The 22400-nt window shown below is 39.9% G+C and carries 21 protein-coding genes and 1 pseudogene; 7 read left to right on the plus strand and 15 right to left on the minus strand.

What is annotated here, in order from left to right:
• Positions 1 to 34 precede the first annotated feature (34 nt).
• Positions 35 to 967, minus strand: coding sequence for a sensor histidine kinase (locus L1999_RS15450; RefSeq protein ID WP_235739372.1), 933 nt, complete (start codon positions 965 to 967; stop codon positions 35 to 37).
• A gap of 12 nt (positions 968 to 979) precedes the next feature.
• A complete protein-coding gene (locus L1999_RS15455) occupies positions 980 to 2284 on the minus strand; it encodes a GGDEF domain-containing response regulator (protein WP_235739373.1) in 1305 nt (434 codons plus the stop codon).
• A gap of 372 nt (positions 2285 to 2656) precedes the next feature.
• On the opposite strand from L1999_RS15455, the gene plsY reads away from it, so the two are divergent.
• The gene (gene plsY / locus L1999_RS15460; protein ID WP_235739374.1) at positions 2657 to 3256 is read left to right on the plus strand and encodes a glycerol-3-phosphate 1-O-acyltransferase PlsY; all 600 of its coding nucleotides are present in this window, start codon (positions 2657 to 2659) and stop codon (positions 3254 to 3256) included.
• A gap of 451 nt (positions 3257 to 3707) precedes the next feature.
• Positions 3708 to 4862 carry a CapA family protein gene (locus L1999_RS15465; protein ID WP_235739375.1) on the plus strand — a complete coding sequence of 385 codons (1155 nt, stop codon included), beginning with the start codon at positions 3708 to 3710 and terminating at the stop codon, positions 4860 to 4862.
• A gap of 24 nt (positions 4863 to 4886) precedes the next feature.
• Here L1999_RS15465 and L1999_RS15470 read toward each other — a convergent pair whose 3' ends face one another.
• The 6 genes from L1999_RS15470 to L1999_RS15495 all read right to left on the minus strand — a co-directional run bounded on the left by L1999_RS15470 (position 4887) and on the right by L1999_RS15495 (position 8922).
• The gene (locus tag L1999_RS15470) at positions 4887 to 5204 is read right to left on the minus strand and encodes a hypothetical protein (RefSeq protein WP_235744360.1); all 318 of its coding nucleotides are present in this window, start codon (positions 5202 to 5204) and stop codon (positions 4887 to 4889) included.
• A gap of 43 nt (positions 5205 to 5247) precedes the next feature.
• Positions 5248 to 5694, minus strand: a complete 447-nt coding sequence (locus L1999_RS15475) for an acyl-CoA thioesterase (RefSeq protein ID WP_235739376.1) — start codon at positions 5692 to 5694, stop codon at positions 5248 to 5250.
• 3 nt (positions 5695 to 5697) lie between these two features.
• Positions 5698 to 8034 (minus strand): AAA family ATPase, encoded by a 2337-nt coding sequence (locus L1999_RS15480; protein WP_430540041.1) that lies wholly within the window; start codon positions 8032 to 8034, stop codon positions 5698 to 5700.
• A gap of 182 nt (positions 8035 to 8216) precedes the next feature.
• Positions 8217 to 8444 carry a small acid-soluble spore protein Tlp gene (tlp, locus tag L1999_RS15485; RefSeq protein WP_235739378.1) on the minus strand — a complete coding sequence of 76 codons (228 nt, stop codon included), beginning with the start codon at positions 8442 to 8444 and terminating at the stop codon, positions 8217 to 8219.
• Positions 8445 to 8581: 137 nt separating this feature from the next.
• Positions 8582 to 8725, minus strand: coding sequence for an acid-soluble spore protein N (locus tag L1999_RS15490; protein ID WP_160723456.1), 144 nt, complete (start codon positions 8723 to 8725; stop codon positions 8582 to 8584).
• 65 nt (positions 8726 to 8790) lie between these two features.
• Entirely contained in the window at positions 8791 to 8922 is a 132-nt protein-coding gene (locus tag L1999_RS15495; RefSeq protein WP_160723454.1) for an FbpB family small basic protein, read from the minus strand.
• 232 nt (positions 8923 to 9154) lie between these two features.
• Here L1999_RS15495 and L1999_RS15500 point away from each other — a divergent pair, with 232 nt between their 5' ends.
• Positions 9155 to 10516: an IS1182 family transposase gene (locus L1999_RS15500; RefSeq protein WP_235739379.1), complete on the plus strand. Its 1362-nt coding sequence runs from the start codon at positions 9155 to 9157 to the stop codon at positions 10514 to 10516.
• Between the two features lie 125 nt (positions 10517 to 10641).
• Here the strand turns inward: L1999_RS15500 and L1999_RS15505 are convergent, their stop codons facing one another.
• The 3 genes from L1999_RS15505 to acnA form a co-directional block, all read right to left on the minus strand.
• Positions 10642 to 11178, minus strand: coding sequence for a peroxiredoxin family protein (locus tag L1999_RS15505; RefSeq protein WP_235739380.1), 537 nt, complete (start codon positions 11176 to 11178; stop codon positions 10642 to 10644).
• A gap of 93 nt (positions 11179 to 11271) precedes the next feature.
• A complete protein-coding gene (gene abc-f, locus L1999_RS15510) occupies positions 11272 to 12999 on the minus strand; it encodes a ribosomal protection-like ABC-F family protein (RefSeq protein WP_235739381.1) in 1728 nt (575 codons plus the stop codon).
• Positions 13000 to 13371: 372 nt separating this feature from the next.
• Positions 13372 to 16077, minus strand: coding sequence for an aconitate hydratase AcnA (acnA, locus tag L1999_RS15515; RefSeq protein WP_235739382.1), 2706 nt, complete (start codon positions 16075 to 16077; stop codon positions 13372 to 13374).
• Positions 16078 to 16402: 325 nt separating this feature from the next.
• Here acnA and sspO point away from each other — a divergent pair, with 325 nt between their 5' ends.
• Positions 16403 to 16555 carry a small acid-soluble spore protein SspO gene (gene sspO / locus L1999_RS15520; protein ID WP_098532148.1) on the plus strand — a complete coding sequence of 51 codons (153 nt, stop codon included), beginning with the start codon at positions 16403 to 16405 and terminating at the stop codon, positions 16553 to 16555.
• Positions 16556 to 16630: 75 nt separating this feature from the next.
• Here the strand turns inward: sspO and L1999_RS15525 are convergent, their stop codons facing one another.
• Positions 16631 to 16900: a hypothetical protein gene (locus L1999_RS15525; protein WP_235739383.1), complete on the minus strand. Its 270-nt coding sequence runs from the start codon at positions 16898 to 16900 to the stop codon at positions 16631 to 16633.
• A 111-nt stretch (positions 16901 to 17011) separates the two neighbouring features.
• On the opposite strand from L1999_RS15525, the gene L1999_RS15530 reads away from it, so the two are divergent.
• Complete coding sequence (locus tag L1999_RS15530) at positions 17012 to 17152, plus strand: small acid-soluble spore protein P (protein ID WP_215042453.1); 141 nt, start codon at positions 17012 to 17014, stop codon at positions 17150 to 17152.
• Positions 17153 to 17422: 270 nt separating this feature from the next.
• Here the strand turns inward: L1999_RS15530 and selA are convergent, their stop codons facing one another.
• Positions 17423 to 18838, minus strand: a complete 1416-nt coding sequence (gene selA, locus L1999_RS15535; protein WP_235739384.1) for an L-seryl-tRNA(Sec) selenium transferase — start codon at positions 18836 to 18838, stop codon at positions 17423 to 17425.
• Between the two features lie 189 nt (positions 18839 to 19027).
• Here selA and L1999_RS15540 point away from each other — a divergent pair, with 189 nt between their 5' ends.
• Positions 19028 to 19423: an Hsp20/alpha crystallin family protein gene (locus tag L1999_RS15540; RefSeq protein WP_235739385.1), complete on the plus strand. Its 396-nt coding sequence runs from the start codon at positions 19028 to 19030 to the stop codon at positions 19421 to 19423.
• 83 nt (positions 19424 to 19506) lie between these two features.
• Here L1999_RS15540 and L1999_RS29785 read toward each other — a convergent pair.
• A pseudogene (locus L1999_RS29785) lies at positions 19507 to 19692 on the minus strand (Rdx family protein); the annotation flags it as partial.
• A 195-nt stretch (positions 19693 to 19887) separates the two neighbouring features.
• On the opposite strand from L1999_RS29785, the gene selD reads away from it, so the two are divergent.
• Positions 19888 to 20943, plus strand: a complete 1056-nt coding sequence (gene selD, locus L1999_RS15545; protein ID WP_430539966.1) for a selenide, water dikinase SelD — start codon at positions 19888 to 19890, stop codon at positions 20941 to 20943.
• 501 nt (positions 20944 to 21444) lie between these two features.
• On the opposite strand, the gene L1999_RS15550 is transcribed toward selD, so the two are convergent.
• On the minus strand, positions 21445 to 22389 hold the full coding sequence (locus tag L1999_RS15550) for an L-threonine 3-dehydrogenase (RefSeq protein WP_235739386.1): 945 nt from the start codon (positions 22387 to 22389) through the stop codon (positions 21445 to 21447).
• Between the last annotated feature and the right edge of the window lie 11 nt (positions 22390 to 22400).

A 22400-nucleotide genomic window follows, 5' to 3' on the forward strand; every position in this document is an offset into this window, starting at 1 on the left:
TAAACAAAAGCTCCCTTTAATGTGGGAGCTTCCCTTAAGAAACAGAGATGAGTTCAGGTTTAACCGCCTCGTTTACCTTTGGCACGGAGAGGCAAAAACGGGCACCTGCCTTATGGTTTTCAACCGTAACCAATCCATTCATATTTTCAAGAATCATCTTGGTCATATATAAGCCTAAACCCGTTCCATGCGGCCTCGTAGTAAAATAGGGGTCAAAGATTTTATCAAGGAGTGCAGGCTGTATTCCCCCGGCATTATCCGTGAATTCCGCTGTAACAAATTCCGCTGTTTTACTTAATTTAATCGTTATTTTTCTATCCTTGATGTCTTTTTGAACAAAGGCATCGCGGGCGTTGGTTAAGATATTTAATACCACTTGGCTATATTCATTCGGAAAACCGTAAGCGATTAGCTCCCCGCGGTATTCAAATTCCATCTTGATCCCATAATATTTTAAGCTTGATGAAAAAATCGCCAATGCATCCTCAATCGAACTGCCTATTGAAAAAGGGGTTTTTTCGTTATTTGGTTTGTAGAATTTCTGAAAATCATGGATGGTACGGGACATGTGCTTGATTTGAATCATACTTTCCTTGGTGAAGTTATCAATATAGATTTCATCAAGCTGACCAAACTCATATTCCTCACGCACATCCTGAATGATCAGAGATAAACTATTTAACGGCTGCCGCCATTGATGCCCAATATTGGCAATCATTTCACCCATGGCAGCAAGTCTTGAATGCTGAATCAGAAGATGATCCTTTTGCCTGTTTTTTTCTACCTCATCTTGGATTTTCTTTTCTAAATCTCGATTAATCGCTTCGTACTTTTCCGCTAACTCTCGATTGTTTTGTTCACTTTCTTTCAGCTTCTTCATCAGAATGCGGCTCTTAAATACATATAAACAAATGGTTAAAATAATATAACCAATCACCAACGATAAGGAAAGATATATAGTGAGCATTCTACCGCCTCCTTACGCTTCTTTGGTGTATAATGATACACTGTTTCGTCCATTATTTTTTGAAGTGGTCAGCGCTCGGTCTAGTTCTGCCAGCAATTCCACTTTTGTTTTTCCAGGAGAAAATTCGGCAACTCCAAAGCTGCAGGTAACCTGGCCAATTGTATGAAAATGATATTGTTCAATAATCGACCGGATCGATTCAGCAAGTAACACAGCTTGATTTCCATCTGTTTCAGGAACAAGCAAGATGAATTCCTCTCCTCCCCAACGGGCAAACATATCACACTCCCGAATCCGCTGCTGGACAATGGTGGAAACCGTAATAAGCACCTTATCTCCTGCTGTTTGACCAAACTGTTTATTAAGAGTTTGGAAGAAATCAATATCCATTAAAATAAGCGAAAAGGACCGATCAAATCGTTCAGCACGTCTCATTTCGCCGGTCAAAATTTCCTTGAACTTCTGCCGAGTGTAACTGCTTGTTAGCGGGTCCAGCTTGGCTAAATGGTCCTTATCACGGCTTTCTTTCTCTAAATCGGTTATATCTGTCAGAACAAATAAGATCTGTTTGGTGCCCGGAATCGGTCCTGCTTTCATTACATAGTTATAGTCATTGCCAAGCGGGCCTTTCCAACGAACTTTAGCTGAATTTTTCCCAGTGGCTAAAAATTCTTCTATCCAACGCCCTTTATCCTTAGGGTAGAAATAGTGAGGGTCCTCGACAAAAAAACTGGAAAGAAACTGACTTTGGTAACTAGCGGGATGATTCTTGTGTATGCCAATCCCCGTTACCGTTGTAAAGGCTTGATTCCATTCCACAATCTCTCCGTTTTCAATCACAAAAATAAGATTATCTTGGAAATCAAGAATCGTCCGGGTTAGATTCTTTTGTTTTTCAAGCTCTTTTTCTAATTGAATCTGGTAAACAGATTTTTGAATGGCTTGTAACAGTAAATCAAGATCAATTGGTTTTAAAATAAAATGATTGACATTGTTTTCAATTGATTGGACAAAAAAATCATTATCATCATGAGCGGTGGTGACAATGACTTGGACCCTTTCGTTTAGTTCCCTGATTCGTTTAATCATCTCTAATCCGCTCATTTGATTCATTTTAATATCCGCAATAATTAAATCCGGTTTGTATTTTTGATAGAGTTGTAAACCTTCCACGCCATCAATGGCAACATGGATATGGGCAAACCGGCGATTTAAAACCCGCAGAAGTTTTTCACGGGAAAATGTTTCATCCTCAACATATAAAACTCGTATATCCGGGTATTGATAGTTAAGATATTGTAGAACGCTTCTCGCCATTCGAGCATCACCTCTTTTAACAGTTAATAACTAACATTATGTAAGAAAACCGATCCTTCACCGCGTGGATATGGGCGGTTCTTTTATTACTATAAAACGATTTTTCTCTATTATAGATTCACAATTTCCTGCATTCAATCGCTTAAACCTAGGGTTGCTAAATTCTCCATTTTTTTGTAATAAATTTGTCTTTAATTGTCCTTACTTTGGACTTAATAAGGAAAATTTCACTATAAAAAGTAGGATGAAAGTACCGGTTTCACTATCATTTTTTACAACTCTTTGAAACTTATCATCGAAAGAAATAGTGTTTTTATGCCATTCCATGGTAAAATAGATGAACTGGATCTTTTATTGAAGGAGAAATTATTCATGATTCAAATTATCTTGGTCTTGTTCCTTGCCTACTTACTTGGCTCCATTCCGTCTGGGCTAATCGTGGGCAAAACATTCTACAAAGTCGACATCCGTGAGCATGGAAGTGGGAATTTAGGGGGTACGAACACGTTTCGAACGCTTGGTGTTAAAGCAGGATTAGCTGTCACACTTGCTGATATCCTGAAGGGCACACTCGCAGCCGCATTGCCTGTCATCTTCCATCTTGATATGAATCCATTATTGGCTGGGATCTTTGCGGTAGTGGGACATACCTATCCAATCTTTGCTGGATTTCGGGGCGGGAAAGCCGTTGCAACCTCTGGAGGAATCGTATTATTTGCAGCACCGTATATGTTTTTGACGGTAATAGTCGTCTTCTTTATTAGTTTATACCTATCCAAATATGTATCCCTATCGTCTATGATTGCAGGTATTACTGCGGTGTTGTTTGCCATCATATCAGGATTGGTTCGCGATTGGGACATCCCTTTATTAATCGTAGTGTTATTTTTAGCGGTATTTGTTATTTTCCGCCATCGCGCAAACATTAAACGAATTATCAATAAAACGGAACCTAAAATTAAATGGCTATAAAGGGACATTTCGTCTCTTTATAGCCATTTTTTTCTAAACGCGCAATAGTTGAAACCGTTTATGGCCAAGTACATCTTGAACATAATCTAGTTTCGTGTCATTGAAGTAAACCATATCTTTTTCGTGAATAATTACGGTCAGATCGTTAAACTCGAATGAACGATCTCCCTCAATCTTCCGCTCTTCCAGAGACAGATTTAATTTGGGGCCGCCTCAGCCAATCCCCATGGTTAAACGCAGGTAAAGCTGCTCATCTTCTGATGTTTTTTCTTGATTTATGATAGCGGTTAATTGATGGTAAGCACTTTCGGTTAGTTTAAACATCTCATATTCCTTTCTACTCTTTTTGTGAAAATAGCATGAATTATTTTAAAATCATCCTTAAATATAATATAGTATGAACAAGGAGATCAAAAATCATTTGCTCGAGTACGCTTGATAAGGAGATTTTATGAAGAAAAAGGCCATTTTACCTTCTTTTATTATTATATTAAGTTGTATTGTCATTGCCGTAATTCTTTTCATTCAACAAAAACAGTCGGTCATTCAGGAAAACATCTATCGTTCCCAAAACCTTTCGTTACGTCCTTTATTTAATGTAGATCGAAATCTACTATTAACTGAAAAGATTACCCTAGGGGCGGTTGGAGATATCCTTATTCATCAACCCGTATACCAGGATGCTTTTAACGGAGCTGACTATAACTTTGACCCGATCTTTGAACAAGTAAAACCCCTCTTAGAGAAACCCGATATACTAACCGCCAATCAAGAAAGTATAATAGGCGGTCTGGAATTGGGACTCTCCGGTTATCCGAGGTTCAACAGTCCACAACAGGTCGCGAATGCACTGCTAGATACTGGAGTAGATATCGTCTCGACCGCTAATAATCATGCTTTAGATCGAGGAGAAAAAGGAATTCGCTCGGAATCAGCCTATTTAGATCAGATTGGGTTACCACATGTCGGTAGTTTTAAGGATGCGGCTGACCGTCAAAAACTACGAATGATCGATAAAAATGGAATAAAGATTGCCTTTTTAGCTTATACATACGGAACAAACGGAATTCCACTTCCAAAAGGAAAAGACTATCTTGTCAATGTCATCAATAAAAATGTCATGAAAGCCGAAATTGCGCGGGCAAAAACACAGGCAGATGTGGTGGTAATGAGCTTGCATTGGGGGAACGAATATCAACGCATCCCCACAACTGATCAAAAAGAGTTGGCTAAGTTTTTGGCCAATGAAGGGGTAGATATTATCTTGGGTTCCCATCCACATGTCCTGCAGCCAATGGAATGGATCAAGACAAATGATGGACGAAAATCATTTGTGATCTATTCATTAGGAAATTTTATCTCTGGACAGCACAGTAATTACAGAGATATCGGCGGATTAGCGACCATTGATATTACCAAACAAATCACCGAAAAAGGAAGTACGATTGGCCTGTCTAATCCCGTTTTCACACCAACCTATGTATCAAGCCAAAAAAACAAAAGCTTTCGAATCGTTCCGTTAGATAAGGCGGGGGCCTATGGTTTATCAAATGCAGGCCCTAAATATAATGAAATAGAACAGCATATGACCCAATGGCTTAAATAATAGGAAAAGGCACTCTTGAAATGTTTATATCTCAGGAGTGCCTTTTTCTTTTTGCCAAAGTTGTTCGGATAAGCCTTCTTTTAGTAAGATTTCTCTTTGCCGTTCCCCCAGTAAATCAAAATGGGAGTAGCCATCCTTGCGGTGATGGATCCACTCTTTCCTTAGCCCATACCGTTTACCCCAATCAGCTAATTGGTCAAGGTCAAGACATCCGACTTTGGTGACGGTTTTACAATCAGGAAAGCGGTCATCCAGCCAATAATGAGTTAAAAATGCAATTTCACCTTGGTCAATTTTCCTTTTCCATTCGTTTAACTCTTGTCTTTTGATTCCAAAGGCCAACATCATCACCTCAATCCCTGTTGGAATTCAGTCATAGAAGGAGTTATTTCTTCTTGATTTCCTCGTATTTTACATACCATTCCGGAAAAGCTCTTTTAAAAGATGTTGGCTTAAAATTATCTTTTTTCACAATAATATGGGTCGAGGTTCCTTCCGCACAAACCTCATCATTTCCATTTACTATCGTATAGGAATAAATGGTCTTAATGCCATCATTTAAGGATACCCAGGTCTTTACAAAGGCTTTGTCCCCATATCTTAAAGGTTTCTTATACGTGATTTGGATATCATAGACTGGAGCAAAGTAACCCGATTCCTCCATCGCCAGATAGCTATAACCAATATCCTCAATAAATCCAGTCCGGCCAAGCTCGAAAAATTTTAAATAGTTGGCATGATAAATCACACCCATCATATCTGTATCTGCATAATAAAGTTGAATTTCCCTAGTCGAGATAAAATAGTTTTCCACTCTAAACGTTCCTTTCATTCGTCAATAACCTGAAGTCTTCCCGAGTGCTTGTTCGACATCTTCCACTTCAAGGTACATCACTTTTTCTAAAAGATCCTCTTCCACCACATCACTCATTAACCGTAATGCTTGTGCCTGAATCATATCATCGACTAAATTGGTCGCAAATCGTCCATTCCCGATGAAAGTTTCGGTATCCATTGTTTCAAGCAATAGGCTCTTTGCATCCTCTGTAAGCTGATATTGAAACTTACCCGCATAATTAACCATAATGTCGAGTAGTTCTTCATTTGAATAGTCCGGAAACAGAAAGAACTTTTTAAAACGGGAACGTAATCCAGGATTGCTTTCTAATAATTGATTCATTTCATTTGGGTATCCAGCTAAAACGACCACTAAATTTTCATTTTGCTTTGTCATTTCATCGACAAGGGTATCAATGACTTCTTTTCCAAAATCACCGGATGTTTGACTGATTAAGGAATAAGCCTCATCAATAAATAGAACCCCGCCCAAGGCTTCCTTAATTTTTTGTTTCGTTTTTCCGGCTGTCTGTCCAACATATCCAGCCACAAAATCAGCACGACTCGCGACAATAAGATGGCCTCTTTTTAAAATGCCGCATTCCTTTAAAAATTCCGCATAGATCTTTGCTACCGTTGTTTTCCCAGTACCGGGGTTTCCAGTAAAAACGGCATGCAGCTGAATCGGTACAGTAGGCAGACCTCTTGTTCTGCGGAATTGCTGCATTTTGACGAATGAAATAAGGGTCTTTAATTCGACCTTTAAGGAATCCAAGCCAATTAATTGGTTGAGCTGTTCCTGTGGTGATTCGGTAACGGTCTCTTTCTCGATTTGAAAATCTTCTCGGTCGAGGAGCATCATATCTAAGATATCGACATCTGCTGTATGGTTGTCGGCCCCTTTTTTAAAAATCGCGTCAATCACAATATTGTGGACAGTTCTGGCATTGCCAAACGTATCGTCGACCCGTTCTTTTTCGAGGCGATGATCAATTTCAATCTTTGCTTCCTCTGTCAGGAAATAGTCATTTTCAGCGGCCACCAGCTCGGCAATCTGAATTAATTCTTCATTTGAATAATTAGGAAGATGAATAAAGTTTGATTGCGGGAATCGGCTTCGTAACCCAGGATTTGCATTTAAAAAAGAACGCATCTCATCTGGATAGCCAGCTAATATCACAGCGAATTTACCACCATATTCGCTGCTTGTCATTAACGAAACAAGCGTATCAATTGCGGCTTGTCCATAATCGTTTCCTGTTTGTCCCTCCCGTTTTAAGCTGTAGGCTTCATCAATAAATAACACGCCGCCAATTGAGCGTTCCACAATGGCACGAACATTTTCTTCCGTTTGCCCGACAAAGGAACCAACTAGCTGTGAGCGATTGGTTTCAATGACTTCCTCCCTTGGCAAAGCCCCGAGCTCATGATAAATCTTCGCTAACAACCTAGCCAGCGTGGTTTTCCCTGTCCCTGGATTACCGGTTAGAATCATGTTAAGACTTAGTTCATCCTTAATCTGAAGCCCTTTTTCCTTCCGTTGCTTCTGGTACTTCAAAAAACGGTAAAAATCATTCACCCGTTTCTTTACTAAATCCATCCCAATCATGTTTTGCAGCTGATCCAAAGCATTTTCCGTTACAGCAGCAGACGTCTCTTCTTGAACAAATTGCAGCTTCCAGGTCTGTTTTATTTCTTCTAAGTTGGCCATATGCAGCTTTAAGTCATCATAATAGGTGGAAGTATGGAAAACACCTGTAATGGATTGGTTGTATTCTTCGGCCGCATTTAATAAACTCCCCGTCTCCTCAATCGAAGTGGAAAGCAGGTCGGCCAGTGTTTCATACTGTTGTAACAGGTCCTTGTTATCCATTTTAGCGGCAATATCGATCATTTGCTGTAATTCATGGAGGTGGTCATCCGCTTCCGCTAAGAAACGTTGACATACGTCAATATACTCTTCTGCTGTTTTCTTTTTCGCGGTGCGATTATCGGTTTCCCGCATGGAGGGGAACGTTAGAGGCGTTAAAAGTTCCTCCATCTTCTTCCAATCTGATTGAACCGCAAATTCTCTAGCTTTTTGGTTATGAGGATCAAGCTTTAAGGCCTTATCTAACCAAACGGTCGCAATCGAATCGTCCTTATGATGGTGAAGTCTTGACAAAGCACCCATCGTTAATAGTTTTGATAATGATACCGGATTCGTTTCTTGACGAATGACTGTTAGTAACTTTGCCTCATTTAAAATAACACCTGTATCATTCAGTTCTTTTTCCCACGCTTGAATCCAGTCGAGGGATGTAGAACGATTTTTTTCCAATTGATTCAAAATCATCACTCTTCTATTTAAAATTCTTTGGTGCTTGGTTTTACTCACTATCTTATCATAATAAGTTACCCCAAATAAAATAAGAGGACTTAGCTCGGCGATACTATCGTTAAGTACAATCAAATATGAAAGCAAACATCCTAAAAAGGACCTGTTCAGTATAAGAACAGGTCCTTTTTGCCTAGCTGTTAGCCTTGGTTGTTAGCCTCATCTTTCACTTCAGAACGAAACGATTCAATGCTTTCCCGTCTGCGTTCATTTTTTGCTTCGATTTGCTGTCTTTGTGTTTCACTATCTGTTAAAGCAAGTGATTCTTCCGCAGCTTCCATATTTTCAATGGTATTGGTAATCATCGCTTGAAGCTTTTCAACGTTATCGCTGCGGTCATCAGGATTTGGTTTGTTGTTATAAGTCATCGTCAAATTCCTCCTCAAGGTGTATTTGGTACAGATATAGTTTGTAACGAGAAGCAAAATTTATCACAGGATTCAATGGTAACTTCAAACAAAAAGACCCGAAGGCCTAGGCCTGACGGGTCTTATAAATGGTTAAATTATTCACCTTTTGTTTGAATGACTTGTGCATGCTTTCCAGAAGTATCATTCATTTTCTTTCCATTATTTCCACTAAAGCCTCTAGGTTGAGTACCTAAATGACTCGGTGTGTAAGCTTGAAAGTGTTTTTTTGGATTACCCATGTCCAATCCCCCCTTACTTACATTTTACCCATAAGGAGCCGAAGCATGATTGGAAACAAATGTGATTACTCTGCTTTACCGAGGCGTTTTTCTTCTAATCGCTGTTCAATTTTTTCCATAGCAGCACGATCTTTTAAAAGTTGTGATTTATTTTCTAATACAAGTTCTGCAAATGAACGTTTTCTAGGCTTTCTCATTGGTTTCACCATCCTTATTTCCTATTCTAACAGCTATTATTCCCGGAAACGGTTGCAATTATTACAACTTTTTGAAAATTTTAAGAAAAGCGGTACCTTTTAAATTGCAACAAAAAAAGACATTGATATAAACCAATGTCTCAGACTGTCGACAAATCCGAAAAAATTAAGGGTTTGTAGGCAGTCTTTTTTGTATAATTGGGATATAGATAATTTTTTTGAGGTGGATAAGATGTTAAGTAAGAATACACAGATAAATCGTGACCAATTAGAAATGATAGCTTTAGAACAACTTGTGCCGGCCAACCATTTAGTACGCAAGTTAGAAGCTTCTATTGATTTTTCATTTATCTATCCCCTGGTTCAAGAAATGTATTCTACTGAAAGAGGACGCCCAAGCATTGATCCTGTGATATTAATTAAGATGGCATTCATCCAATACACCTTCGGTATTCGATCTATGCGAAGAACTATTGAAGAAATCGAAACAAATTTGGCTTATCGTTGGTTCTTAGGCTTTGGATTTTATGATAAAGTGCCTCACTTCTCTACCTTCGGTAAAAATTACGAACGACGTTTTAAAGATACAGATTTATTTGAACAGATCTTCTATCGTATTTTGAAGGAAGCCTCTGATAAGAAATTGATTAGTAGCGAGCATGTATTTATAGATTCAACCCATGTAAAAGCAAGTGCAAATAAACATAAATTCGAGAAGAAATTAGTTAGAAAAGAAACGAAAGCATACGAAGCAAGACTACAAGAAGAGATTAATAAAGACCGTGAAGAACATGATAAAAAGCCATTTCCACCAGATAAGTTTGAGAAAGAGGAATTTAAGGAAATAAAAAAAAGTACTACTGACCCTGAGAGTGGTTATTACGTAAAAGACGAGCGTACGAAACAGTTCGCATACTCATTCCATGCGGCCGCTGATCGAAATGGTTTTGTATTAGGGGCAATTGTAACTCCTGGGAATGTCCATGATAGTGTCATTTTCGAATCACTATTGGAAAAGGTAATCGAGAAACAAGGAAAACCTTCTGCTGTTGCTGCTGATGCTGGATATAAAACACCTGCTATTGCCCAATACATATTTGAAAATGATATGACACCTGCTTTACCTTATACTCGCCCTCGTACGAAAGAGGGGTACATGAAAAAATATGAATATGTTTATGATGAATACTACGATTGTTATATCTGTCCGCAAGGACAAGTATTGAAGTATGCAACTACGACGAAGGAAGGCTACCGTCAATACTTCTCTAATCCGATTGAATGTGAAAAATGTCCCTTACTTTCAAAATGCACGCAGAGTAAGGAACATAAAAAACTCATTCAGCGTCATGTCTGGGAACACCATATAGAAGAAGCCGAATATCTTCGTTCGACACAAGAGAATAAAAGCATTTACGCAAAACGCAAAGAAACCATTGAACGTGTTTTTGCAGATGCCAAGGAAAAGCATGGTATGCGTTGGACAACCTTAAGAGGCCTAAAAAAATTGTCCATGCAAGCGATGCTTACTTTTGCTGCCATGAATTTAAAAAAGATGGCCAATTGGACTTGGATAAGTCCAGAAATGGCGTAGCAATAAGCATAGGATAGGCCTAACTTTTGCTCTTACGAGCAAAAAAACAACAAAAAGACACCCAGATTGGCACATCCGGATGCCTTTTGTCTACAATCTGAGACATTGATATAAACCAATGTCTTCTAATTCAATTGCTGGGTAAATTTTTTCATGTTCTCAAGCTTCATTGAGCCTGTATATTTGTTCTGAATGATCCCTTTGCTGTTGATAAAATAGGTCGTCGGGATCGACAGAATTTGATAGGCTTCATTTACTTTGTCTTCTGCATCTAGCAGGATGGGAAACGTGATTTTATTTTCATTCACAAATCCTTGTACATCTAATTGAGGGTCGATATTAACCGCTAAAATCACGGTATCCTTGTTCAATTGTTTAGAAAATTGCTCCATTTCCGGCATCTCCGCTTTACAAGGCGGGCACCAGGTTGCCCAGAAGTTAAGCATCACTTTTTTTCCTTTTAAGTCCGAGAGCTTTACGGTGTCTCCGGTTAACGTTTTTAATTCAAAATCAGGTGCTGCAGCTCCGATGGAAAGTCCTTCTTTTGCTGCCGATGCTTCGGTCGCCGTTTTCGGAGCTTCAGTCTTTTTATCCATTGCTTGAACAATCGCTACTGTCAGTAAACTTACAAGTACGACAGCGGCAATCACTTTTTTAATCATCCCGGAACCTCCTTTGTTTCATCTTCTGCTATAACGATTTTACACTATAAACTCAGTTGAAACAAAATAACTGTATGCCAAAGTTGTGACATTTTATTTTTTTAGTTCTCTTTTTTGTTTAAGAAGAAGGTTAAATTCTCGGTCTAAAAGGGGATATTGCGGATCCTTTTGATCCATCATCGATAATTGTCCTAAAATAACAGCAATCTTGTTATCAATAAGTAATAATGCTTCTTCGTTCGTTTCAGGATTCTTAACGGGATTTAAATATTCATCTGGTTTCTTTTCGACCCGCTTCACCTTCTTACCATCAAAAACAAGCAAACGATCACATAGTTTATTTAGAAAATAATAATCATGGGATACCGTAATAATTGTCCCAGTAAACGCAGATAATGTTTTTTCAAGCTGCTCTCTGCTTGGTAAATCTAAATGATTGGTTGGTTCATCAAGAATCAGCACATCGTATTCTTTCATCAACATATCAGTCAGCTTTACCCTTGTTCGTTCGCCGGGACTTAAGGTCCCAATTGGCTTAATAATCAATTGTTCTTTCAGACCTAAGTTAGCTAGCAAAGTTCTGGCTCGATAGAGACAATCGCGCTCCGTATACCCAAGAACTTCTAACGCTGTTTTATCGGCAGGCAGATCGTCCACATCTTGACTTAAATAAGCAATTTGGAGGGAATCGCTTTTCCAAATCTCCCCTTTGAAGCGAGGCTCCTCCCCTAATAGGATTTTAATTAAGGTGGTTTTCCCACAGCCGTTATCGCCGAGTAAGCCCAGCCGCTCACCGTGATTAATGTAGAACTGTGTATCTTTAAAAAGGACTTGATCCGCCGCAAATTCTATTGCCAAATTCTTTGCCTCGATGATTCGTTTCCCTCTTTTCCCGCTTGCATCGAACTGGAATTTCACCGTTACTTCTTCAGCAGGCTTTTCGATCCTGTTTTTCGTTAATTCACTTTCTAACCGTTTCATTTTGGATTTAATTTGGCTGTCCCGTTTTTTCGCTTTTACACGGTGATATTCTTTTATGCCATTTTGCCTTTTGGTCGGACCTGAACCATTCTTGGTGGAATCTCGGTGCGCTTTGTCGGACCAGGACTTTAATTGCTGCATTTGCGATTCTACCTTTTCGATCTGACGCTGTTGGACGTTATAATCATGCCGTTGGCTCTCGATCCTTTTTTGTTTTTCGAGCAGATAATCGCTGTAGTTCCCATTGTAAAAAGAAAGCTTGCTATTTTCTAATTCAATGATTTGAGTGATTGCTTGATCTAAGAAATGGCGGTCATGCGAAATGATGAAAACCGCGCCGGCAAAGCTTCCTATTTCAGCTATAAGCCAGTTAATCCCTTTAAAATCTAAATGATTGGTTGGTTCATCTAAGATTAACAGGTCAGGCTTTGATGCCCAGATGTTAGAAAGAGCCAGTTTTAACTTTTCTCCTCCACTTAAATGCAGAAGTCGCTCGGGATTCCAGTCATAGGCTTTGTTGAGACCTAATTCCTTTGTATATTGGTATAGGTCCTTATCCACATAGGAGTGTATTTGACCAAATTCATTTACCTCATACTCAATCGATTGTGACAAGTAACCTATTTTTAGGTGATCAGCAATTTCAATCATTCCCGCATCAGGACTCAGTTTTCCAAGCAGAAGTTTGGCCAGAGTTGTTTTCCCTGAGCCATTACTTCCGACAAGTCCAATTCGATCCCCCATTTTGATATCAAATTGGAGATTTTCAAGAACCTTTCTTAATTGAAAGCTCTTATCCAAACCCTTTACTCTTAACATGACTTTTTGATTAGTATGCATAAAAAAACTCCCTTCATGTGAACCTGAAAGAGAGTTTTATGTCCTATATAGTTCCATACCAAAAATACAGCACCAAATAAACCTATAACAGGTTACGGTGTTTTCAGTAAAAACGATTAGGGCATAAACGGACAGACTCATCCTATTCTACAGGTTCAACTTTTTCCTATTCGAAAAAATGTGCTGAAAGATAGGATTATAATTTCATCGGCCCTTTGTTCATTCCCTTACGTTTGATAGTTCCATTTTATTGAATAAGAGCTAATTTTGTCAATCCTTACATAAAAACACCATGCCTATTTTAGACATGGTGTTAAGATTATTCCATAGAAATTAGTTTAACCATAGCGCCTAGGCGCTTTTGCTTTCTAATTAAGCTTGTAATTTTTCACGAAGAACCATTGGTAAAATGCCGCCGTGACGATAGTAATCAATTTCAACTTCAGAGTCGAAACGAACAAGAACTTCGAATTCTTTCTTGTTGCCAGCTTCGTCTGTAGCTGTCACTTTTAATAGATCACGCGGTTTTACATTTTCATCTACGTGAACTTCGAACGTTTCTTTACCAGTTAACCCGATTGATTCAGCGTTGTCGCCTTCTTTGAATTGAAGTGGAAGTACGCCCATTAATACAAGGTTTGAACGGTGAATACGCTCAAAGCTTTCAGCAAGAACTGTTTTAATGCCAAGAAGGTTTGTACCTTTCGCAGCCCAGTCACGTGATGAGCCCATTCCGTAATCTTTACCAGCAAGAACCATTAATCCAGTTCCATCAGCTTTATACTGCATGCAAGCATCATAGATGGACGTAACTTCGCCAGTTGGCCAGTAAGTCGTGAAGCCGCCTTCTGTACCTGGTGCGATTTGGTTACGAATACGAATGTTCGCGAAAGTTCCGCGCATCATGACTTCATGGTTACCACGGCGGGAACCGTAAGAGTTGAAGTCACGTGGCTCGACGCCTTTTTCTAATAAATACTTACCAGCTGGAGTATTTTTACCAATTGCTCCTGCAGGCGAGATATGGTCAGTCGTAACGGAATCACCGAACTTACCAACGACACGAAGGCCTGATAATGGTTCAACTGTACCTGGTTCAGGTGATAACCCTTCAAAGAATGGCGGGTTCGCAATGTAAGTGGAATTTTCATCCCAAGTGTATAGTGGTTCATTGCTTGTTTTGATTGCGTTCCAACGCTCGTTGTCACCGAAAACATTCTCGTATTCTCTACGGAATAATTCTGGTGTAACCGTGCGTTTAACCACATCATTTACTTCAGCTGTTGATGGCCAAATATCCTTGAAGAATACATCATTGCCATCTTTATCTTTACCAATTGCTTCAGAAGCAAAGTCGATGTTTACGGTACCAGCAAGGGCGTAAGCAACCACTAATGGCGGTGAAGCAAGATAGTTAGCTTTTACAAGCGGGTGAATACGTCCTTCGAAGTTACGGTTACCTGAAAGAACCGATGTTACTAAAAGATCGTTTTCCGCGATTGTTTTTTCAATTTCTTCTTTTAATGGACCGGAGTTACCGATACATGTTGTACAACCATAACCTACAAGGTTAAAGCCGATTTGCTCTAGGTACGGCAGTAAGCCAGAGTCACGTAGGTAACCTGTTACAACCTTTGAACCTGGTGCTAAAGAAGTTTTAACGAATTTAGGAACTTCCATTCCGAGTTCAACCGCTTTTTTCGCAACAAGACCTGCACCAACTAGAACATATGGGTTTGATGTGTTTGTACAGCTAGTGATCGATGCAATAGCAACCGCACCCGTTTTAATGGCAGCTTCATCGCCATTCGTAAATTTAACCACTGCTGACTTCTCAAGCTCATCTGTTTGTAAGCCGAAGCCTTGGTTTCCTTGTGGAGCAGAAACAGCCTTCACGAATTCACCTTTCATTTGTGAAAGAGGAATTAAATCTTGAGGACGTTTAGGTCCTGAAAGGTTTGCTTCAATCTCTGCAAGGTCAATTTCAATAACATCTGTATAAACAGGTTCAAAAGAAGGATCAAAGAATAAGCCGTTTGCTTTGCAGTACTCTTCTACAACCTTCACTTGCTCCTCGTCACGTCCAGTTAAGCGCATATAAGCAAGTGACTCGTCGTCAATCGCGAAGAATCCACAAGTTGCGCCGTATTCAGGAGCCATGTTGGCAATCGTAGCACGGTCTGCAAGTGGTAATGAAGGTACTCCAGGTCCGAAATACTCAACGAATTTGCCTACTACACCATGTTTACGAAGTACTTGCGTTACTTTCAATGCAAGGTCAGTTGCCGTTGCACCGTTTGGAAGTTCTCCAGTTAACTTCACCCCGACCACTTCTGGTACAGGGAAGTACGAAGGCTGTCCAAGCATTCCAGCTTCTGCTTCGATACCGCCAACACCCCAGCCAAGTACGCCAAGTCCGTTGATCATCGTTGTATGTGAGTCAGTTCCTACTAATGTATCAGGATATGTTTCTAGTTCTCCATCAACCTCAGCGACATGAACAACATCTGCCAAGTACTCAAGGTTTACTTGGTGGACGATTCCTGTTGCAGGCGGAACGGCACGATAGTTGTTAAATGATTTTTGTGCCCAGCTTAAGAACTGGTAACGTTCAGCATTCCGTTCAAATTCGTAATCCATGTTGATTTTTAAAGAATCAGAAGATCCATAAGCATCAACTTGGACAGAGTGGTCGATTACAAGATCAACCGTTTTCTCAGGATTAATTTTGTCTGGGTCTCCGCCAAGGTCAGCCATTGCTTTTCTTAAAGAAGCAAGGTCAACTACTGCTGGAACACCAGTAAAGTCTTGAAGGATAACACGTGCTGGCTTGAATGGAACATCCACTTCTTTTAGCTCAGCCGTTCCCCATTTTGCTAAGTTTTCAACATGTTCTTTTGCGATTACGCGGCCATCGTATTGTCGAAGTACAGATTCAAGTAATACTTTCACGGAGTAAGGCAATTTCGATACATTGCCAATGCCTGCTTCTTCTAAAGCATTTAAACGGTAGTAGTGGTAGCGTTTGCCGTTCACCTCAAAGGAAGAACGGGCCTTAAATACGTCGTTTTTTACCATTTGTAATTCCCCCTGTTCGTTGTTTCTCCATAATTAAATGAAAAGTCTTGAAAGTTTGAATTTTCCCATTCATCTTCACTTTTCTCACAATTCTTATCTTAATACAACCTATTACATAAGTAAATAACAAGAAAGTTATTGTGATTGATAAGTTTTTCTTATGTTTTTTATGTATTTTGTTCAGAATATTTCGTGAATCTCAACTACACAAGAGTTAATTTAGAATTTTAGGAAAATACGCTTTCATTAATATTATCGCAAAAAACTTTTATTTTGTCATTAATTAAGTAAAGGAGGAAATATTAAAGGACAGGAGGTGATGGGCATGGTAAAACGTAAGTCTAATCATGTAATTCCAGGGATGAATGCGGCAAAAGGTCAAGGTAAAGGCGCTGGCTTTAATGAGGAATTTGCCAGTGAGCCGGAACTAACTGCAAAAGAAAGAATGAACAATAAAAAACGAAAGAAAAATCAATAACAAAGAAAACTGCAGTGCCTGAATCAGGCGCTGCAGCTGGACGATAGTAAAGCAGGAGGATCTCCCTCCTGCTTTTTAGTCTTCTTGATTCACTTCGGATACCATCGTTTGAAGATCTTGCTGAAAACGTTCTAATTGTGCTTTCTGGTGTTCTGAAGCGACCTCAAGGGCATTTTCTATCTGTTGGTAAGCCTCATTCACTTCATCCTTTAAATGCTTGAGCTGATGACCATAGCTGGCACTGTCACTCACAATGGTTTCATATAGGCCTTGAGCATTTTCGTATCCTTGCTGTGCCGCTTGAAAAGCTTGTTGTTTGTCTTTATTATAAGGATATTTTTGCATTTTTCATTCCACTCCTTCATTTTATATACCGTTAAATTGCACAGAAAAATACAATTTATTCAGCATAAAAACACTTATTGACTGCATCCTAACAAGTAGGAGGGATGAATGATGGTTAACAAAAATGATGGAAAAGATATGCGTAAAAATGCTCCAAAACAATCCGGCCAGCCGGAACCAATGAGTGGTTCTCATAAAGTGAAGAACCGTAACCATTCACGAAATAACCATAACCCTGGACACGATATGTAAAAGAACAAAAGCTCAAGCGCCTTGAACAGCCCCGACAAGCATAAGACGCTCTGGGAAAGAAGGCGTTCTTTGCCTTCATTCCCAGAGTAGCTGTAGACCATCGAGGGGCTAGGCGCGGGAGCTAGACGTCGAAAGTCCTTTTATTAACAGTTATCCACAAGCGAAAATTTTATAATTTCCTAAGCAAATAAAAAGTTGCAGCCCACTCTTGGCGCTGCAACTAATAGGAAAAACGGAAGCGCCCTTATTTAAGCTTAGGCGCTTCCTTCGTTAGTTGGAATCGATAACCACTAGAGAATCTAACAATTCTGTTTCTTCCTCAGAAGTAACGGTTCTCAGATCAATCATAAATTCATCTTTTTGGATTCGCGCAATAATCGCAGGTTTCGTTTCCGTTCGTAATTTTCTGCCAATCTGTTCTGCGGTAAGCGAATCATGCTTTAAGGCAATGACCACCGTCGGCAGTAAAACATCCGGCATGGTTCCCCCTCCGACTTGGCTGAAGTCCTGAAGAATAGCCGTTTGAAAATGACTCGTTTTTTGTAATAATTTTGTAACGAATAATTGTGCTCTTTCGTCTAATTGATGAATAGAAACTAATAAATCACGAATAGTTGGGATATTCTTTAGCGCGCTTTCCCCTCGGGCATAATCCATTAATGTCCCTTCCAGAGCAGCCAATGTCATTTTATCGACCCGAACCACTCGGGCTAATTGATGTTTTTTCAATTGATCAATAATACCCTTTTTGCCGGCAATAATCCCTGCCTGCGGTCCTCCTAGGAGCTTATCTCCACTAAACGTTACAACATCTGCCCCCATATCAATGATTTCTTTCACAACAGGCTCATCACCAATACCGTGCTTTCTAAAGTCATACAGGGCACCGCTGCCAAGATCCTCATAAAAGATCAGATTTTCTTGCCCTTTGGTTAACTGCACAAGTTCGTCTGTTTCAACTGATTTGGTAAAGCCAATGACTTTAAAATTACTGGTATGAACCTTCATGATGACAGCTGTATCTGGTGACAATGCTTTTTCATAGTCAACCAAATGAGTTTTATTTGTCGTTCCCACCTCTTTTAGGGTGGCGCCGCTTTCTTCCATGATCGATGATATGCGAAAAGATCCGCCTATTTCAACAAGCTGTCCACGGGACACAATGACCTCTTTATTTTTAGCTAGTGCTCGTAATACTAGATAAACAGCCGCGGCATTATTGTTCACAACCATTGCAGCTTCAGCACCGGTAATTTCTCTGATGAGCGCTTCAACATGACTATGACGTGAGCCTCTTTCCCCTTCCTTCAACTTATATTCAAGATTGGAGTAATTTCTAGCCGTTTCCACTACATGGGTAATCGCATTCTCACTGAGCCTTGCCCTTCCAAGGTTTGTATGTAAAATCGTGCCTGTGGCATTGATAACTTTTTCGATCGTATAGGTGTATTGCTTTTGAATCGTTTCTTCTAGGATTTGAAACAACTCTACCGTAAATGTATCTGTTCCAGGTATGGCACCTTGCCAATTGCCTTTTAGGATTGATTCCCTGATTTGATCAAGTACCTCTTTTACCTGTTTGGTAAGCAGGGAATGATCAAGTTGATTTTCGTTCGATAATTTGGAAAAACTCTCATGGTTCTGAAGCTCATGGATGGCTGGTAATGAACGTAACCATTCTTTCACGATAAAAACTCCTTCTTTTACCTAGCTGTCGGCTATTTGACTTTTTCGTATGATATACAGGCAATTTAGCCGCCAGCCTGTGCCATTTCGCGGCTCGTCCAGTGGCAAAATTTCTTTTCCTATTATATCATAATCGCTTCACATTTTAAGGATGAATCGAATAAAATGAACGAGCAAGGGGGATTAAAGATGAAGAAAAAACATCCACAAAATCAAACCTTTGATTTTGCTTTAGTGGAAAAGTGGCTTGAAAACTATTTTCTGGATCCGCTTACTTCGTATTACGACCAAACCCAGTTCCAAATTGACCTGTTCGAGACCGAACAAGAGTGGATTGTTGAAGCGATCTTAAGTGATTTTGAAGCATCAAATTTACGAGTTTATATAGAAGAGAAAAAATTAACCATTTCGGCAAGCAACCCCCCCCTTTACCTACCCCATCATCAACGTTCGCGTTCAATCGAGTTTCCCTTTTATATCAACGAACAGGACATATCAGCTGCTTTTACAAATGGAATCCTAGAGATTTTTATCTCTAAAACCAAAAAAGGATCAGGGAAGAATAGATATATTACTTTACCTTAGATCGATAAGGTGAATTTTTTTCTCATCAGGTTAACATAATATGATTATGTAAATTAAATGAGGCCCTTTTTAAGGGCCTCTTGTTATTTGGTCTTGATAATTTCAATCATTTCATCTGTATCTGGGAATACTCCTGTATCAAGCTTGGAATAGATTTTTTCGCCATTGACGGTCACTTCGAATGCACCGCCCGAACTAGGAATTAGTTCTAGTTTTTGTATGTCCCGATAGAAATGGTTAAATAACTCTTCTGCGAAACTCGCAGCTTTAGGCGCGTAGTTTCACTGCATACAAAATTCTACAACGACATGGTAATTTTTCATGTGTTCACCCCCTATATTTCGATTTTCCTATATCTAGATAGTAGAAATATTTTATCGTATCCCCCCTGCCTTCTGCAAATGTTCTGCAATCTTCGTGCGGATTCATACGGAAAGAGGTATACTATGAAAATGGAGGTGGACATGTTGAGTGAACAAGAGAAGATTCGCCTAACCTCTTTTTCGACAAAAGCGGGTTGAGGCTGCAAAATTGGTCCTGAGGACCTGGCGCAAGTTTTGCGTCAATTACCGAAACAAGAACCTGTCCCTGAATTGATTGTGGGGCTTGATACATCCGATGATGCTGGGGTTTATCAATTAACGGACTCCATTGCTCTTATACAAACCGTTGACTACTTTACGCCAATTGTCGACGACCCTTATATGTTTGGTCAAATTACGGCAGCAAATGCGTTAAGTGATGTCTATGCAATGGGTGGTCAGCCGAAAACAGTTATGAATATTGTCGGCTTTCCAATTAAGAAGCTTGGAGCTGAAATGCTTTCCGATATCCTGCGCGGTGCGGCCGATAAGGTAAAAGAAGCCGGCGCGATTACGGTGGGCGGTCACTCCATCGATGACCAGGAACCTAAGTTTGGTCTATCTGTAACGGGGATCGTCCATCCCGATAAGGTTTGGAAAAATGTCGGTGCCAAACCGGGGGATGTGTTAGTGTTAACCAAACCAATCGGAGTTGGTATTCTGACAACTGGTATTAAACGAAGTGCGGTAACCGCCGAGCAGGAGCAGAAGGTTACAGATACGATGGCCATGCTCAATAAGACAGCAGCTGAAGTTTTGACCCAGTATCAACCACATGCTGTTACCGATGTAACCGGCTTTGGTTTACTTGGACATGCTAGCGAGATGGCACGCGGCAGTGATGTCAGCTTTGAAATTCACTTAAGTCAGGTACCTATTTTAGAAGGTGCTGTAGAGTTAGCGAAGAATGGCGTTGTTCCAGGCGGGTCAAAGTCAAATCATAAATGGATTAGTAATGATACCGTTTATGAGGATATTTCTTCGGAAGAGCAGTTAGTCCTTTGTGATGCGATTACATCTGGAGGCTTGCTAATTTCCATGGATGAACTGGAAGCGAGAAAGTATGTAGACCAGATGCATGCAAACGGCGTTGTTCAAGCAGCGATCGTTGGCCGTGTGTTGGAGAAACAAGAGAAATATATTTATGTTATCAGATAACACTGTAGACGGCGGGGTACCTGCTGGTTTTTTACAAGATAATTAATGAAAGAAAGCCTGTCGATTGACAGGCTTTCTTTATGGTGTTTCTAAAAAAAGATAAGTAGATTGGGCTTAGAATTGTATACAGCATCTATTGGGTATTGGTGCAGTGAAACTCAAGGAAAATGTCTAATAGAATCTTTCTAATGGACAGATTTCCTGATAAAACCAGGAATTTGTCCATTAGGGCTTGGTCTATAGGACAGATTTTCTTTCTATCCATTTTATTTGTCTAATAGAAGCGTTCTATTGGACAGTTAAGCAGTAAGACTTAAGATTATTGTCCAATAGAACCCTTTTATAAGACAGTTTCCGATAACAGTACAGATAAATTGTCCAATAGAGTTAAATCTGGACCATTTTTCTGTATGTCTTTATTTGTAAAGATATCCTTGAATCAAAAGATGGAGACAAACACGCTAAAAAAACCCGGGCCATTTTGGCTCAGGTTTCATTCATCTACAATTTCTCCCGCAGTTTCTCGATCATATCCTGCGTCATTTTATCCAAATCGTACTCATAGGTAAAGCCCCACTCTTCCCTTGCAGCACTGGCATCAATCGAATCGGGCCAGCTCTCGGCAATCCTTTGCCGGTCAGGATCTACCCTATAAGACATCTCAAACCCAGGGATATAGTTTGCGATACTGGCTGCTATATCCCCCGGGGCAACACTCATGGCTGTTACATTAAATGCATTACGGTGCTTTAGCCTTGAGCTGTCAGCTTCCATTAAGTCAATAATTGCGCGCAACGCGTCCGGCATGTACATCATATCCATAAAAGTACCTTTTTCAATATAAGAAGTATACCGTCCATGTTTAACCGCTTCGTAGTAAATCTCCACCGCATAGTCGGTTGTTCCCCCGCCTGGGAGGGCAACATATGAGATTAGGCCGGGGAAACGCAATCCGCGTGTATCAACGCCATATTTATGATAATAATAATCGGCCAGTAATTCTCCGGCAACCTTATTGACCCCATACATCGTAGTCGGCCGCATAATCGTATCCTGTGGAGTATGATGTTTAGGTGTACAAGGTCCAAATGCACCAATCGAGCTAGGCGTGAAAAATTGGGTTTTTAACTCCCTTGCTGTTTCAAGGGCATTCATCAGCCCGCCCATATTCAAATTCCAAGCAACTACAGGTTTTGCTTCAGCAGTAGCGGAAAGCAGTGCTGCTAAATGCATAATCGTATCCACCTTGTATTTTTTGGCTGTCTCCATCATTTGCTTTATATCCGTAACATCAACGGTTTCAAACGGTCCGCTCTGGGCTGCTTCACTATCATTCTTCTTGATATCTGTCGCAACGACCTGATCTGCTCCGTAAATCTCCCTTAACTTTAAAGTTAATTCTGATCCAATTTGCCCTAATGCACCAGTGATTAAAATACGCTTCATCGTCGTTTCTC

It is taken from the genome of Neobacillus drentensis (assembly GCF_021560175.1).
Classification (GTDB): Bacteria; Bacillota; Bacilli; order Bacillales; family Cytobacillaceae; genus Neobacillus; species Neobacillus drentensis_A.